This is a genomic window from Pantoea sp. BJ2 (assembly GCF_040255075.1).
Lineage (GTDB): Bacteria > Pseudomonadota > Gammaproteobacteria > Enterobacterales > Enterobacteriaceae > Pantoea > Pantoea leporis.
The window spans coordinates 93,028-109,885 of record NZ_CP158293.1 but is presented as its reverse complement, the minus strand read 5'-3'; the positions used below and the strand labels follow the sequence as shown (position 1 = coordinate 109,885).

9 protein-coding genes are annotated in these 16,858 nt (G+C 55.3%); 5 read left to right on the top strand and 4 right to left on the bottom strand.

The features are described from left to right. Window positions 1–268 precede the first annotated feature (268 nt). Entirely contained in the window at window positions 269–1,357 is a 1,089-nt protein-coding gene (locus tag AAF463_RS20115; protein ID WP_350262304.1) for an efflux RND transporter periplasmic adaptor subunit, read from the top strand. Next, window positions 1,357–4,389, top strand: coding sequence for an efflux RND transporter permease subunit (locus AAF463_RS20110; RefSeq protein ID WP_350262303.1), 3,033 nt, complete (start codon window positions 1,357–1,359; stop codon window positions 4,387–4,389). The genes AAF463_RS20115 and AAF463_RS20110 overlap by 1 nt, the downstream gene beginning before the upstream one ends. A 336-nt stretch (window positions 4,390–4,725) precedes the next feature. On the opposite strand, the gene AAF463_RS20105 is transcribed toward AAF463_RS20110, so the two are convergent. Continuing rightward, the gene (locus tag AAF463_RS20105; protein WP_350262302.1) at window positions 4,726–5,766 is read right to left on the bottom strand and encodes an AI-2E family transporter; all 1,041 of its coding nucleotides are present in this window, start codon (window positions 5,764–5,766) and stop codon (window positions 4,726–4,728) included. A 125-nt stretch (window positions 5,767–5,891) separates the two neighbouring features. Continuing rightward, window positions 5,892–8,579 carry a cation-transporting P-type ATPase gene (locus AAF463_RS20100; protein WP_350262301.1) on the bottom strand — a complete coding sequence of 896 codons (2,688 nt, stop codon included), beginning with the start codon at window positions 8,577–8,579 and terminating at the stop codon, window positions 5,892–5,894. Window positions 8,580–9,340: 761 nt separating this feature from the next. Here AAF463_RS20100 and AAF463_RS20095 point away from each other — a divergent pair. From AAF463_RS20095 to AAF463_RS20085, 3 genes are read left to right on the top strand one after another with little or no spacing between them, the layout of a single operon-like run. Continuing rightward, complete coding sequence (locus tag AAF463_RS20095) at window positions 9,341–10,426, top strand: efflux RND transporter periplasmic adaptor subunit (protein WP_350262300.1); 1,086 nt, start codon at window positions 9,341–9,343, stop codon at window positions 10,424–10,426. Next, the gene (locus AAF463_RS20090; RefSeq protein ID WP_350262299.1) at window positions 10,426–13,488 is read left to right on the top strand and encodes an efflux RND transporter permease subunit; all 3,063 of its coding nucleotides are present in this window, start codon (window positions 10,426–10,428) and stop codon (window positions 13,486–13,488) included. The genes AAF463_RS20095 and AAF463_RS20090 overlap by 1 nt, the downstream gene beginning before the upstream one ends. Next, window positions 13,485–14,450: an acyltransferase family protein gene (locus AAF463_RS20085; protein ID WP_350262298.1), complete on the top strand. Its 966-nt coding sequence runs from the start codon at window positions 13,485–13,487 to the stop codon at window positions 14,448–14,450. The genes AAF463_RS20090 and AAF463_RS20085 overlap by 4 nt, the downstream gene beginning before the upstream one ends. Here AAF463_RS20085 and AAF463_RS20080 read toward each other — a convergent pair. Together AAF463_RS20080 and pagP are read right to left on the bottom strand one after the other, a co-directional pair. Further along, window positions 14,437–15,954, bottom strand: a complete 1,518-nt coding sequence (locus tag AAF463_RS20080; protein WP_222234126.1) for an alpha/beta hydrolase — start codon at window positions 15,952–15,954, stop codon at window positions 14,437–14,439. The genes AAF463_RS20085 and AAF463_RS20080 overlap by 14 nt on opposite strands. Continuing rightward, window positions 15,944–16,504, bottom strand: a complete 561-nt coding sequence (gene pagP, locus AAF463_RS20075) for a lipid IV(A) palmitoyltransferase PagP (protein ID WP_210080159.1) — start codon at window positions 16,502–16,504, stop codon at window positions 15,944–15,946. Before pagP ends, AAF463_RS20080 begins: the two co-directional genes overlap by 11 nt. Window positions 16,505–16,858: the final 354 nt, after the last annotated feature.

Genomic DNA, 16,858 nt, shown 5'->3' with positions numbered 1-16,858 from the left:
TATGAATAAATTACACAACCTGACAATACCGATGATTATTTCCTTTATTATCATTGCAGTATCATCAGCTACCGCCATCGGCTTACTCTCTTATCATGTGGTTTCGCGCATGGTGGCATAATTTATTTCGCCAGACATCGCTAAATTAAACCAACCTTAAACGCACATAATTGTTTCCACCTAATGACCCTTATTTTGCGGAGGGTCATTATTCCCTCTTTCAGGCAATGGCATATTTCCGCCCTTTCTTTCTTATTGAGGCAGGGGCATGAATAATTGGCCAGTGCTGGGCGCACTTGTAATTTGTTTGGTTTTGATCGGTTGTGACAATAAAAGCGGTGATGAACTCAGCGCACCTCGCGTAATTAAAGCGCTAACACTGACGGAAAATACCACAGAGAAAGTCAGGGTATTTCCAGCGCGTATTTCGGCGGGCGATTACACCGAATTGGCGTTTAAGCGTACCGGGCGGCTGGCGCAGTTGCAGGTGCGTGAAGGCAGCCATGTTAAGGCTGGCGAGGTGATTGGTCGGCTGATCGATACCGATGCGCAGCTGCGCGTCAACGATCAGCAGAACAGATTCCAGCTGGCGGATCGTCAGTATCAGCGCTTCAGTGCGCTGGCCACGCGCAGTGCGGTTTCGCAGGCAGACATGGATGTGCAAAAGGCGAACCACGACGCCGCCGCCGTGGCGCTCAACATCGCCAAAGAGGAGCTGGATTATCACACCTTGCGCGCACCGTTTGACGGCATCGTCACCAGCGTGGCCTCACAAAATCATCAGGTGGTTACCGCCGGACAAACGGTGGCGGTGATCAGCCGCAACGATGTACTGGATGTGATTTTCAGCGTGCCGGAAAACCTGTTCACCAGCCTTGACGTGCAAAACGTGAGTTATCAGCCAGAGATCAGTCTGAATGCGCTGCCGGGCCGCACGTTTCGCGCGGCATATAAAGAGCATCGCGCAGAAGCTGATACTGCCACGCTAACCTGGCAAGTAGTGCTGACGATGCCGCGTCCGACGGATTTACCGCAGGTCAGCGGACTGAGCGGCACGGTGAAAGTGCAGATGCATAACCTGCCCACTTCCGACGGCACGCCGCTGCTGCGCGTGCCGGCCAATGCGGTATTTAACCCGGATCACAGCCTGCCGAATCAGCCTTACGTGTGGCTGATCAGCGGTGAAGGTGATGTGCTTAACGTTCAGCAGCAGCCGGTGGTGGTGGGAAAACTCAATGCGCAGGGCATCGAAATTCTCTCCGGCCTGCAAGTGGGCGATCGCATTGTGGTCGCGGGCGTCAGCGATCTGCGTGATGGTCAGGCGGTGCGCCTGTGGACACGCGAGCGAGGTCTGTGATGCGCCTGCTGGAACCGTTTCTCAAATACCCAATTCGCAGCTGGCTGGTGATCCTGTTGCTGGGCGTGGGCGGCATTTTTGCGCTGCTCAACATTGGCCGTCTGGAGGATCCGCTTTTCACCATTAAATCGGCGGTGATTGTGACGCACTATCCCGGCGCGTCGGCGCAGCAGGTAGAAGAGGAAGTGACGCTGCCGCTGGAGAACGCCTTGCAGCGCTTGCCGTCGCTCGACAACGTCAGTTCGATCTCCAGCAACGGTTTGTCGCAGATCACCGTTACGATTCACAGCCACTATCGCGCCGACGACTTGCCGCAGGTGTGGGATGAACTGCGTCGCCGCGTTGACGATGCCACGCGCCAGTTTCCACCCGGCGTCAGCGCGCCGCTGGTAAATGACGACTTTGGCGATGTCTACGGCTACTTCTTTACCCTTTCCGGCGAGAACTTCACCAACAGCGAGCTGCGCACCTACGCCGATCAATTGCGGCGTGAGCTGAATTTGGTATTTGGCGTGGCGAAAGTGGCGATTGCCGGTATTGAGCAGGAGCAGGTGAATATCACGCTCTCCAGCCAGAAGATGGTGGCGCTGGGCGTGACGCCACAGCGCGTGGCCGCTTTGCTCAACAGCGTCAATGCCGTCTCCGATGCGGGTCAGATTCGCCTCGGCAATGAAGCGATCCGTTTCCATCCGACCGGCGAATTTCAGTCGCTGGACGAGATCGGCGCGCTGCCGATCTCTGCGCCCGGCAGCAGCCAGCAAGTGTTGCTACGCGATATCGCTTCACTCAGCTATGGCGTTACCGAACGGCCGGGCAATCTCTATCACGCCAACGGCAACGCCGCGCTGGCGATGGGCGTCTCCTTTGCGCCTGGCGTCAACGTGATTGATGTCGGCAATGCGTTAAGCGCCAAAATTCAGCAGCATCAGCAGGCCAAACCGCTCGGCATCGATCTGAACGTGTTTTATAACCAGGCGCAGGAAGTGAAGCAGTCGGTGGATGGTTTCATCAATAACTTTCTGATGGCGCTGGCGATTGTGGTGGGCACGCTGCTGCTGTTTATGGGCGTCCGCAGCGGTATGGTGATCGCCGCCTCGCTGGCGCTCAATGTGCTGGGCACGCTGCTGATCATGTATCTGTTTAAGCTTGAGCTACAGCGCGTGTCGCTGGGTGCGCTGATTATCTCTCTCAGCATGCTGGTGGATAACGCCATCGTGGTGGTGGAAGGCATCAAGGTCGATCGCCAGCGCGGCAAGCCGTTGCAACAGGCGATGATGCAGATGGTGAAACGCAGCGCGCTGCCGCTGCTCGGCGCCACGGTGATCGCCATCATCGCCTTCGCGCCAATTGGTTTATCGCAGGATTCCACCGGCGAATACTGTAAATCGCTGTTCCAGGTGCTGCTGATTTCTCTGCTGCTCAGCTGGATTACCGCGCTGACGCTGACGCCGGTGTTCGTGCAGTGGATGGATGGTCGCCAGGCGATCAGCAAGCAAGACGCACAGCCGTATCAAGGCGTGGTGTTTCGCCTGTATCGCCGCGTACTCACCACGCTGCTGCGCTTCCGCATCACTACTTTAGTGCTGATGGCCGCGTGCCTGGCCGCCTCGGTCTATGGCTTCGGCTACGTGAAGCAGAACTTCTTCCCCGCCTCCAATACGCCGATTTTCTTCACCGATCTGTGGCTGCCGTATGGCACCGACATCCATTACACCGCACAAACCGCGCGCGAGGTTGAAGGCTGGATTAACCAGCAGCCGGGCGTCAGCAGTACCGTGACCACCATTGGTCAGGGCGCGATGCGCTTTACGCTGACCTACGATGCAACGCGTCAGTACAGTAATTACGCGCAGATTATGGTGCGCGTGCAGGACGCCAGGCAGCTGGAAATGCTGGCGCAGCACATCGGCGAGCACTTCCCACAGGTGACGGAGCGCATCAAACGCATCAATTTTGGCAGTGCCAGCGACAGCGCCATTGCGCTGCGGATTACCGGCCCCGATCCCATTACGCTGCGGCAGATTGCCAGCCAGATTGACGACATTTTCCTCGCCGAGGGCAGCGCGTTTCCGCCGCGTAATGACTGGCAGGCGCGTAGTAAAGTGATTCGTCCGCAGTATTCGCCGCTGCGCGGTCAGGAGCTGGGCGTGGACAAACGCGATATCGACCGCGCGCTGCGTATCAACTTCAGCGGTGATAGCGTCGGCTTGCTGCGCGAAGGCTCGCGGCTGATGCCGATCATGCTGCAGACCTCCGAGCTGGAGCGGCAGAATATCGACCATCTTGGCAATATTCAGGTTTGGAGTCAGGCGCAGCAGCGCTATGTGCCGCTGGCCAATCTGGTGAGCGATTTCCAGCTGGAATGGGAAGATCCGCTGATAATGCGCCGTGACCGCATGCGCGTCTTGACGGTTCAGACCGATCCCGATCCCGCTAGCGGCCGCACCGCCGCAGAGATTGTGGCGCGCGTGCAGCCAGCCATCGAGCAGCTGAAGTTGCCCGCCGGCTATCATCTGGAATGGGGCGGTGAGTTGGAGAGTTCACGCGATGCCCAAAGCGGCCTGCTTGGCTCGCTGCCGTTAGGTTTCCTCGCGATGTTTGTGATTACCGTGCTGATGTTTAACTCGCTGCGCGATGCGCTGGCGATCTGGATTACCGTGCCGCTGGCGCTGATTGGCGTCACCTGCGGCTTCCTGCTCACCGGCATTCCGTTTGGCTTTATGGCGTTGATTGGTTTGCTGAGTTTGTCGGGCATGTTAATTCGTAACGGTATCGTGCTGGTTGAGGAAACGCACCAACTGGCGCGGCATCAGCCGTTACAGCAAGCGATTCTCGATGCCGCAACGTCGCGTCTGCGCCCGATTCTGCTCACCGCCTTTACCACCGTGCTCGGCCTGCTACCGCTGCTGCGCGATGTGTTTTTCCAGAGCATGGCGGTGGTGATCATTTTCGGTTTGGGATTCGCCACGGTGCTAACGCTGCTGGTGTTGCCGGTGCTGTATCAAACCTTTTATCGGGGTAGAAAGTCTTGAGCGTGAAATTTTGCCTTGTGTCCGTATTATCCGTGTGGGCTCTGACGCATCTGCTGCGTCACGGGCCGTCCTCGCGCCGCTAGCGCGGTGCCTTCGGCTTCCACGTTGTGCCGACGGACCGTTCGGGGATCGGCCGTCCTGGCCGGCCCCGAACTGCCTCACGCATCCCTGCGTGAGGCTCCTGGCCCAACGTAAAAGCCTCAGCGCTGCGGATAGCCCTTTCGCCGCAGCAGACGCGCCAGCGCCTCTCACAATGTAGCCGTTTTCAACCACACGCACTGAAGCCCCGGCCGGCCTGCGCACTCACCATTGAGAAAATAATAAGCGAATCGCCATTTATGGCGACAGGTTTGTTAAATGCTTTCCCTGCTTTTCGTTCCCAGCGCTCGCCAGTAATATCTTTTTCAACATAAACGTCAGCGGAATTGCCAGAATTGCACCGATGATGCCCAACAGAGATTGCCAGATAAGAAACGCCAGCAGCTGTGTGGTAAGTGCCATATTCAATCTTTTGCCCAATAACAACGGCTCAATGACTGAACTCAGAATTAAATTCAACGCCACGAAGAACAGTGCGACCACCAATGCGGTTTGGATATCGTACAGCATATAACTTTGCAGCACTGGCGGGATGGCCGCCATGAATGAACCCAGCACCGGAATATAGTTGAAGACAAACATCAACACACCCCAGAAAAAGGCGAACTTCAGGCCAAGAAGATGTGCACCCGCCCAGACAATAATGCCGCCGACAATACTGGTCAGGGTTTTAACCTGAGCATAAACGATAACGCTTTGCACGCCCTCTTCAAGCGCCACGTAATAGCGCTGATATTTCCCTTCGGCCTGTTTACGTAGCAGGATTTTAAAATTTCTCATTTCATACAGCATGAAAAACAGCATCAGAAATACCATCAGCCACCAGGAAAGAATGCTGGGTATTTGCGTGAGAAAACCCGTGACAAAGCGCACCACCGCACCCGCATCAACAAACGCCAGCATGTCGTTGGGCGTTAAAACCAGGCCCAAATGACTAAATGTCTGCGTCACCGGCTCGAAGCGTTCGGCCAGTAACTGCGGTGCCTGACGGCTCAGCTGGATTAAATCGGGGGTTAATACGGTGAGTTTGATGATGGTGAACACAATCACCAATAACAGCAGCACAATCACCAGCAGCGATGACAGCAGACGCGGCACGCGTTTTCTTTCGAGCCGACTGATTAACGGATCGAGCATAATCGCCAGAAACAATGACAGCATCACCTGATTAATTAATGCCGATGCCAGATAGATACCGGTGAGAATTATGGTCAACGTGGCGAGAATTATCAGTACGCGCAAAAGCCTTGACCATAAAGGAAACTCGTTCAGTCCCATTATTAAGATCCTTCATCCTATACAAAATGTATTATAGAGAAAAACCTGTGCGCTGGGCCTTGTTTGAGGTCAAGTGACGAAAAACATTCAGGCCGTAAGAGAAACGGCCTGAATGTCACGCGCTATTAATTGATTCTGAATCTCCGCGTTAATGGCTTTTCGATTTCGACAATCAAAAACATTACGAAGCCAATGATCAAGGTAATAATCCAGTAACGTAACGGTAGTGCGGTGGTACCAAACAGCAGCTGCATAAAGGGCGCGTAGATAATCAGCAATTGCAGAACTAACAGCACTCCGCTGACGATCCAGATGCCTTTATTCATCAGCAAACCTTTGCTCAATGAGAAGCCGTCGGAAACACGACAGTTCAGCATATAAAACCACTGCGCCGTTACCAGCGTTTGTAATAACACGGTACGAATAAATTCCGGTGAATAGCCGCGCGGTTGCAGCCAGGCTTCCAGAACGAAGGCGCTGATGGCGATCATCGAACCGACAAAAATCACGCGCCAGATGGCGAAACCATCCATCACATGCAGCTTGGGATCGCGCGGCGGACGACGCATGATATTTTGCTCACCCGCTTCAAACGCCAGGCCGAAGGAGAGCGTGGCGGAAGTCGCCATGTTCATCCACAGAATCAGCACCGGGGTCAGCGGAATGAGGTTACCGGCCAGCAGGGCAATGATGATCAGCAAGCCCTGCGCGAGGTTGGTCGGCATGATGAACAAAATGGTCTTTTTCAGGTTGTCATAGACACGGCGCCCTTCCCGCACCGCGCTGGCGATAGTGGCGAAGTTATCGTCCGTCAGTACCATATCGGCGGCTTCTTTAGTCACTTCAGTGCCTTTAATCCCCATGGCGATACCGACATCCGCCTGCTTCAGCGCGGGCGCATCGTTAACGCCATCGCCGGTCATCCCGACCACCTCTTTTTTGCTTTGCAGCGCCTGCACCAGACGGAATTTATCTTCCGGGCTGGTACGGGCAAAGATGTCGTACGCCTGCGCCGCCTCACTCAATTGCTGGTCATCCATCACTTCCAGCTCGCGTCCGGTGATGGCGGTGCTGGCGTTACCGATTCCCAGCATCTGCCCGATACTCATCGCAGTTTGCGGATGGTCGCCGGTGATCATTTTGACGCGAATGCCGGCTTGCAGGCAGTCGCCAATCGCGGTTATGGCTTCCGGTCGCGGTGGATCCATCATCCCGGCGATGCCGAGCAAAATCATGCCCTGATGCAAATCCTGATGCGTCAGCTCAGTTTGTCCTGGCGTGGCCGGTTTCCAGGCCGCAGCCACCATGCGTAATCCTTCGCGCGCATACTCCTCAATTTTGGCTTCCCACCACGGCAGATCGATCGGCTGCAATCCGGCTTCTGTTTGCTGCTGCTGACAATGTCTGAACAGTACGTCCGGCGCGCCGGTCAACAGCACGCAATCTTCATCGCCAATCAGATAGTGCGTCGACATGTATTTGTATTGCGAATCAAAGGGGATTTTATTGCGCAGTTCGGTGGTGACTGAAGGCAGATGTCCTTTGGCGGCTAGCACTTTAAGTGCGCCTTCCGTCGGGCCGCCGGTGATTTTCCACAGTCCGTTTTCGTCTTTAATCAGCTGGCTGTCGTTACACAGATCGATGGTGCGCAGATAGCGCTCGAGGATCGAGCCTTGCGCCACTTTCACCGGCACAGCGTCATCGGCTTTATGGATGGCGCCCACCGGTTCATAGCTCACGCCATCAACGCGGTAAATCTGATCGGCGGTGATAATCGCTTTCACCGTCATTTCATTCATGGTCAGCGTGCCGGTTTTATCTGAGCAGATCACCGTCATCGCGCCCAGCGTTTCCACGGTAGGCAGCTTGCGGATGATCGCCTGCTGCTTCGCCATGGTTTGCACGCCAAGCGACAGAATGATCGAGATAATCGCCGGTAATCCTTCGGGAACCGATGCCACCGCAAGGCTAATCAGAGACAGCATCAGCTCTGAAACCGGCATATCGCGGAACAGCAAACTAAAGACAAACAGCGCGGCCATCATCGCCAGGATGATCAGGAAAATGGCTTTACCGAGTTTATCCATCTGCACCAGCAGCGGCGTGCGGTGCTTTTCGATATCGGACATCATCTGGTTGATGTGCCCAAGTTCCGTGGCGCCACCGGTAGCGACCACCAGCCCTTTGCCGCCGCCCGAACTGACGGTGGTGCCGGAGAACAAGAGATTGGTACGATCGCCCAGCGGCAGCTCGCCGATGAGCGCGTCAGTGCCCTTCTCGACCACGGTGGATTCGCCCGTCAGAATCGCTTCTTCGACACGCAGGTTATGCGCCTCAATAACGCGCAGATCCGCCGGGATGCGGTCGCCGGCGCGGATCACCACCACATCACCTGGCACCAACGCGGTGGTGGGCAGCGTCTCGTGATTACCCGCACGGATCACCACCGTTTCGCTGGAGAGCATATTGCGGATACTTTGCAGGGATTTTTCCGCATTGCTCTCCTGAATGTGGCCAATCAGGGCATTCACCACCGCCACGCCGAGAATCACCAGCGTATCAACCCAGTGTCCCATGACGGCAGTCAGCAGCGCAGCGGCAAGCAAAACGTAGATCAGCACATCGTTGAAGTGAGCGAGAAAACGCAGCCAAACCGGCTTGCCGGGTTTCTGTGGCAGGGCATTTTCCCCGTACTGTGTTAGGCGCGCCGCCGCTTCAGCACTACTGATTCCCTCGGTGGAACTTTGCGTACTGGCCAGCGTTTCATCGACAGAAAGTTGATAATAGGTACTTTCCGGTTTAGCAGTATTCATCGCTTTCTCCTCAAATCCTGTTTCGGAAATCAAGGCGGTGATATCCCGTATTTAACAAGTCGCCATTGAACGAAAAGATCAGACCTGACTTATCCGGTGGAAGAAGTGGTCCGTTTCAGATTGAAAAATATGTCGTTAATGGCCGCTCAGCGGCAATGGAGCAGCCCTATTTTCTATACGAAATTGAAAGTTTTTTGTAAAATGAACGCTATAAACGTAGCACAGGGATATTCAACGCATTCATTTCTCAATAAAAGTCGCGAGGCGGAAACCATTTATCTCACCAGACTTATCCGATCGCGGATACTAATAAAAATATAGTGTGATAATTCATAAGGCTGGGTAATTTAAAGCCAATATTCAGGTTACTTTAATCTGATATTTTATATCGATATTGCGGATTAAATATCCATGAAAATCAGTTTTATTAGATTTAAATCTGGTTAATTTCATCAAAAATATTACAAGCTATCAGGCTTTACTTTTTTTGACATCTGCGTCTATGCTCATCGATAACAAAAACATCCTGTTAATACTTCTCACCTTTCAAGACGATGGCGCAGTTTTTCTGTGGTCATGGTTAATGGAGGCAACGATGTATGGTTATAGCCTGCTCCGTCTGAGTCTTTATGTTGTCATTGCGATCGTTACCTGCTCCGCCGTAGGACTATTCACCTACGCGGTTGTCTCTATGCTTGGTAATTAAATTATCCACTCACATTATTGCCAACAATGGATTCGTTGTTGCTGAGGATAAAACAGTGACTCGTTATATTACGCTGACTGCCATTGTTATATTTTTAACAACGGGTTGCGATCAAAAAACACAAGAAGTTACGCCACCGCCACGCATGGTGAAAGTCGTTGAAGTTGTGGCGTCCGGCGAATATCAACAACGTATCTTCCCGGCGCGCATTGAATCCGGCGACTCCACCGATTTGTCGTTCAAACGTGCAGGACAGATTGAATCGCTGGATATTCGCCAGGGCAACCGCATCGAGCAGGGCCAGCTCATCGCCAGGCTTACGGCGCGGGAAGCGCAGCAGCGCGTTAATGAGCGCCAGACCGCCGCCACCCTCGCCCAGCGGCAATTTGCCCGCTTCCAGACGCTCTCCGGCCGACAGGCGATTTCGCAGGCAGATATGGACGTGCAGCGCGCCAACCGCGATGCGGCCAATGCCGCGCTGCAAATTGCCCGTGAGGAGTTAAGCCAGATGACGCTAACCGCGCCGTTCAGCGGTGTGGCCGCCGTGGTTAACGTGCGCAATCATCAGGTGGTCGCCGCCGGACAAACCATCGCTACCTTGACCCGCAACGATCTGCTCGACGTGGTGTTCAGCGTGCCGGAAAACCTGTTTACCGCACTGGATATGCGCAACCTAACCTATCGCCCGGTGGTGCGCATCAACTCGCTGCCGGACCGCGAATTCCAGGCCGAGTACAAAGAGCACACCGGCAGCAGTAACAGCAACTCGCTGACGTGGCAGATCATTTTAACCATGCCGCGCCCGGCCGATTTCCCGGCGGTGGGCGGCGTCAGTGGCACGGTGACGATTAACCTCGCCAATCTGCCCGCCAACGTGAATCGCGAATCGTTAGTGGTGCCGGTGGAAGCGGTATTCAATCCCGATAACAGCCAGCGCAACGAGCCGCATGTTTGGGTGGTGCAAAGCAGCGGCGATCAGTTGACGTTAGAAGATCGCAAAGTCAGCGTGGGCGAAGTGACCGATCGTGGCGTGGTGATCACCGCCGGGCTGCATGCCGGTGAACGCGTGGTCGCTGCTGGCGTCAACGAGCTGCATGCTCAGCAACCGGTACGCATCTGGACGCGTGAGCGGGGGCTGTAATGGATATCTCCCGGCAGTTTATCGATAATCCGGTCCGCGTCTGGCTGGCGATTCTATTACTGAGCGTCGGCGGCATTTTTGCTCTGCTCAATATTGGCCGTCTCGAAGATCCGGCTTTTACCATTAAGACCGCTGTGGTTGTCACCCAATATCCCGGCGCGTCTGCGCAGCAGGTGGAAGAAGAAGTCACCTTGCCACTTGAAAATGCGCTGCAGCAGTTGCCCTATCTGGACAACGTCAGCTCCATCTCCTCTAACGGCCTGTCGCAGATTACCGTCAACATTGACTCGCGTTACCACTCCAACGAGTTGCCGCAAATCTGGGACGAACTGCGGCGCAGAGTCGGCGATGCAGCGCGTTTCTTTCCTCCTGGCGTGGCCGCGCCGTTCGTTAACGATGATTTTGGCGATGTGTTTGGTTTCTTCTTCGCTATTTCTGGCGACAACTTCAGCAACCCGGAGCTGGTGCAGTACGCGGAGCAGCTACGGCGTGAGCTGGTGCTGGTGCCGGGCGTTGGCAAGGTGGCGCTGGGCGGCGTGATCCCACAGCAAATTAATATCGATGTCTCCTTAACGATGATGGCCGCGCGCGGCATTACGCTGCCGCAGCTCGCCAGCGTGCTAAGTCGGCTCAACGTGGTCTCCAATGCGGGCGACATCAAAGCCGGTACGGAATCGATCCGTCTGCATCCAACCGGCGAGTTTCAGAACATCGAGGAGTTGGGCGACTTGCTGGTCAGCCCGCCGGGCGATCACGCCACCACCCGATTGCGCGATATCGCCTCGCTGTCGCGCGGGCTGAGTGAATCGCCCTCCAGCATTTACCACGCCAGCGGACGTCCGGCGGTCACCATGGGAATTTCGTTTGTTCCCGGCGTGAATGTCATTGATGTCGGGCGCGCGCTGGAGGCCAAACTGCAGCAGATGTCGGCAGAAAAACCGGCGGGCATTCAGATCAACGTGTTTTACGATCAGGCCGCCGAAGTGGCGCACTCGGTGAATGGCTTTATTACCAACTTCCTGATGGCGCTGGCGATTGTCGTCGGCGTGCTGCTGATCTTTATGGGGGTGCGCAGCGGCATTATCATCGCGTTGTCGCTGGCGCTCAATGTGCTGGGCACGCTGCTGATCATGTATCTGTGCGGCATTGAGTTGCAGCGCATTTCGCTGGGCGCGCTGATTATTGCGCTGAGCATGCTGGTGGATAATGCGATTGTGATTGTCGAAGGTGTGTTAATCGCGCGTCAGCAAAAATCGCCGCTGATGAACACCATCAACTTTGTGATTCGCCGCACCGCCTTCCCGCTGCTGGGCGCGACGATAATCGCCATTCTGGCGTTTGCGCCGATTGGTCTTTCGCAGGATTCCACCGGCGAGTACTGCAAATCGCTGTTTCAGGTATTGCTGATTTCCCTGCTGCTGAGCTGGTTCTCGGCGCTTACCATCACGCCGGTGCTGATCAAATGGTGGCTGTTTAAAACACAGGAACCTACTAAAGCTGCGGCTGAAGTTTCACCTTATGACGGCGGTTTTTATCGCTTTTATCAGCGCATGTTGCTGGTGTTGCTCAGGCAAAAAACCCTCACGCTTTCGCTGATGGCGGTGCTGCTGGCGCTGGCGATTTGGGGCTTTGGATCGGTACGACAAAACTTCTTCCCTTCAGCCAATACGCCGATCTTCTTTGTCGATCTCTGGCTGCCGTACGGCACCGATATCAACGCCACCGAGCAGATGGCCAGCGACGTTGAAAAATCGATTACCGGGCAGCAAGGCGTGGTGTCTACCGTCACCACCATCGGTCAGGGCAGCATGCGCTTTATCCTCACCTACAACGGGCAGCGCCAGTACAGCAACTATGCGCAGATCATGGTGCGCATGGACGATCAGCGTAACATCGCCGCGCTGTCACACCGTATCGATGCCTATATTGCTCGCCAGTATCCGCAGGTTAATGCCAGCACCAAACGCGTGATGTTTGGTCCTTCGGGCGGTAGCGCAATTGAGGTGCGTATCAAAGGCCCCGATCCCGACAGAATGCGCCTGATCGCCAGCCAGGTCGGCGACATCCTCACCGCCGATCCCGCCACCGACAGCGTGCGCAACGACTGGCAAAACCGCAGCAAAGTTATTCGCCCGCAGTTCAATCTGGCGCTGGGCCGCGAGCTGGGCGTCGATAAGCAGGAGGTGGATAACGCGCTGGAGATGAATTTCACCGGTAGCCGCGTTGGGCTGTATCGGGAAGGCGCTGACCTGCTGCCGGTTATCGTGCGGCCACCGGCCAGCGAGCGGCAGGACGCCAATCATCTCAATAACGTGCTGGTGTGGAGCCAGAGCCAGCAGCATTACATCCCGCTCAGCAACGTGGTGAGCGGTTTTACGCTGCAATGGGAAGATCCGCTGATTCTGCGCCGCGATCGCAGCCGCGTACTCATCGTGCAGGCCGACCCGAATCCGCTCAGCAACGATACGTCCGGCGATATTGTGGCGCGCGTGAAGCCGCTGATTGAGCAAATCTCGCTGCCGCACGGCTACAGCATTGAGTGGGGCGGCGATGCGGAGAGTTCCAGTGAAGCGCAGCAAGGCGTGTTTACCTCGCTGCCGCTGGGTTATCTGGTGATGTTTGTGATCACCGTGCTGATGTTTAGCTCGCTGAAAAACGCCGTCGTTATCTGGCTGACGGTGCCACTGGCGCTGATTGGCGTGACGCCGGGCTTTTTGATCACCGGGATTCCGTTTGGCTTTATGGCGTTAATCGGCCTGCTGAGTCTGAGCGGTATGTTGATTCGAAATGGCATCGTGCTGGTCGAAGAGATTGAACAGCAGAAACTAGTAAAGCCGCAGGCTGACGCGATCATCTACGCCGCCACCTCGCGTCTGCGCCCTATTCTGCTGACCGCCTTTACCACCGTGCTCGGGCTGGCGCCGCTATTGCGCGATGTGTTCTTCCAGAGCATGGCGGTGGTGATCATGTTTGGTTTGGGCTTTGCCACGGTGCTGACGCTGCTGGTGCTGCCGGTGATTTACGCCTGCTTCCATCGCCAAACGGTGGCTAGCGCATCATGAATGTGACCGGCCTAAACGTGATTAAAACGCTGGGATGTATGACGGCGGTGACATTTTTCACCGTGTACAACACCTGGGATCGCTACGATTACGATTATCACTGGATTCTGGCGTTTCTGACCTTTATCTCCACCATCGCGACGCCGCTGTTTTTTGTCGTCGCCGGGATTATGGATGCCCGTTCCGAGCAGGATGTTAACTGGCAGATAGGCAAGATTCGCAATCTGGTGATCGTATTTCTGTTCTGGATGACGGTCTATTACCTGTGGGAACCCTATCAGCGCGGCTACCTGATCCAGCCGTGGTTCATCTTCTCATTCATTATCATCTACAGTTTTCACCCGCTGATGATCTGGCTTAGCCAGCATCGACGCGCGTTCGTTGCGCTGGTGTTTGCGTTGCTGGCGTTCTCATATGGCTACGATTTGCTGGCGGTGCTGCATCCGGACGACCCGCTGTTCCGGCTTGAACCGCAGTATCGGCTCTGGACCTGGCTGCTGTTTTACTTAACCGGCCAGCTGCTGTGCGATCCGCTGATTAATGACTGGATGGAGCGCAAAAAAGTGGCGCGCGGCGCGGTAATCGCCCTGCCCTTTATCTACCTGTTTACCTGGTTTTATGAGCAGCACTTTTTCTTTGCGCTATTCAAAGCCGATCGCAACGCCTTTATTCTCACTGGCTCGCAGATCTATCTGCTGGTGGTGGTGCTGGTGATCGCCGTCAGTCAGGTGCGCTTTCGCCGCAATGTGGCGGTTAAAGAGACCATTCTGGCGACCATCAGCAAAACCATGACCGGCGTCTATATTCTTCACTACTCGGTTTTCCATCTGCTCACCGCGCTGATTCCCATCACCTCGCTGGCGACTAAGCTGACGCTGATTGCCGTGACCTTTGCCGCTTCGGTGTTGCTCTCCAGAGTGATCCTCGCCAGCGGCTGGCTGAAAAAAGTCATAACGCTTTGATGCAGGCCGGCAGATTGCTCTGACTGCTGCAGTCAATGCGCCCCTTGATTTGCAACATCATGTAATCGAAAAACGGATTGGAAGTGTTGCGCATCAGCGTATCCAGCCCAACGATCAGGCTGGCGGTTTCACCGCGCAGCGAGATGGTGCCAAAGCTAATGCCATAACGATTCTTTTCGGTTGGCTCGCGGCCATACAGCGAGTCGCTGAGTGGGAACGGCACGGCAATGTGCGATAACGAATAGGTATCCTGCGGCCACGCTTCATGCATCGAACGCACGATTTCTTTCGTTTGATCCGCCGCTGTAATGCGCGCCACGGTTTGATAGGTGGTCGGTGACGCGTTGGTGATGACCGTTGAGGCATAGCGGCGCGGCGCAGGCGGCAACAAATTATTGACCGCTGAGTAGAGCGCGGGCCTGAACAGCGCGCGCAAGTTCGCCGCCTGGTTGACGTCGAACATCACCAGTTCACTGCCGTTATCCGGCAGATAGCGATAGAACGCATTGACCACCGCGCGGGTGCTGACGGTGGAATCCAGCACTGACTGGAAGGTCAGCACCGGCGGAAACGCCGGCATGCTGCCGCCGCGAATCACATGCAGCAGCTGATCCTGCATCGCCTGCGTCAGCAACCACGATTGCCGCGCCGCGCGCACCGGGAACGAGTTGTACTTGAAGGGATTGTATTCCGGAATGATGCTCAGCCACGCCGCTTTGGCGAAGCCGGGAATGATAGCGGGCCAGCCGGCTAAGCCGGCAAATCGCGCATAGGCGGTGACGCCAATCATCGGCGACAGCAATACCAGCTGTTGCGGCTTGCGCAGCGCGTTATTTTGCAACGTATCGAGGCTGTATTTCACCGCCAGCGCGCCGCCGTTCGAGTATCCAACCAGATGCAAAGGTACGTTGCTACCCGCCAGGCGTGTCGCTTCGCGCACCGCTAAGCGGGTAGCCGCCATCCACATTTGCCAGTCAACTTTGGTGAGCGAACCGGGCGCCGTGCCGTGTCCCGGCAGCCGCGGCACTACCGCCACAAAACCCTTCTGCTGATACGCCTGCGCCAGATAGCGCATGCTGTACGGCGAATCGGTTAATCCATGCAGCAGCACCACCGCACCTTTCGCTTTTCCTTCCGGCTCGAGGATATAAGAGCGATTCCAGTCGGTGTCGAATCGCGCCGGATAAACCGGGCTTTGCGCGTTAAAGCGGTTGAGCGCCGTTTTCTCATCGTCACTGAGCTGGTCGGTCACGTTGAGCTTCATGTCGTGGAAAATCGCTGCTTCACGCGTCAGATAATCCGCGAAGCTGGCGCGATCAATCTCATCCACCGACATCTCATCCGCCGACCACGTATGCCAGCGATGCAGCGGCGGTCCCTGTTCGGATTGATAACCACGGATCACCAGGAACATCACCAGCAAAACCAGCAAGCCCAACGCAATGCGCTTGAGCACTTTGCTGAGGCGATCTTTATGCAACGCGTTGACGGAATCAGAAGGCATAGCGTACCCAGGCGAACAGCACGTTACCGTTATTATAAGTGCCGGGAATATAGGTGAACTGCACGTTGAGGCGTTTATAACCAGCGGAGAACAGCGGCAGCACGATGGGCAGCGGCACGTAATTGGCGAAGTCATCGCGCGCGGTGATACCGGCGGTTAGCCCAAGTCCGAGACGAAAATCGCGCGATTGATCCAGATACCAGCCTTTCTCCCAGCCATAACCAATGATCGGCTGCCATTCGTTATGGGAATCTTTAAACGCCATCGCGTAGAGCGCGCTCCAGTTACCGTCTTCATTGATGCGCGAGACGCCCAACCCGCCGCCCCACGGCGTTTCATTGTAGTTATCGGTTTTATCTTTATCGTAAGCAAAACGGGCATGCCAGCTGATGAAAGGCAGATAGAGATCGTAATACTGCGGTTCCTGCCAGGTTTGTGAAACGTCCTGCTTGAGCCATTCCCAGCCATCGCTGATCGTGTTGGCCGCCGAGGCGGGACAGACAAACAGGGCCAGAGTAAGCAACCAGGCCGCCTGAAGAGTACGCATCATGTATGCCTCTGAAATTCACCGCCGCGAAAAGGAGTGGAAAAGCTGATGTGCTCACAAAGCAAATCAAGCCACTTAATCGGTAAGATTATAGTTGCTTGTTATTGCTATAAGTAGCATCACCACGCAGATAACAAACCACCAGGTGATAATCGGCGCGGCAAAGCGCAGCCAAAGATGAAGCGTAACCGGCCGTTCAGCCGTCCAGGTCTTTAAATGGTTAAAATAAATAAACATATTCGTTGCTAAATTATTATCGCTATGTCTTAATGCGTCATCGGTTTGGAACACAGACCTTATGAAAGCAGTTTTAGTAAAGCAGTCCTCAGTTCAAGTGTTATCCCTAGATATCCTTCT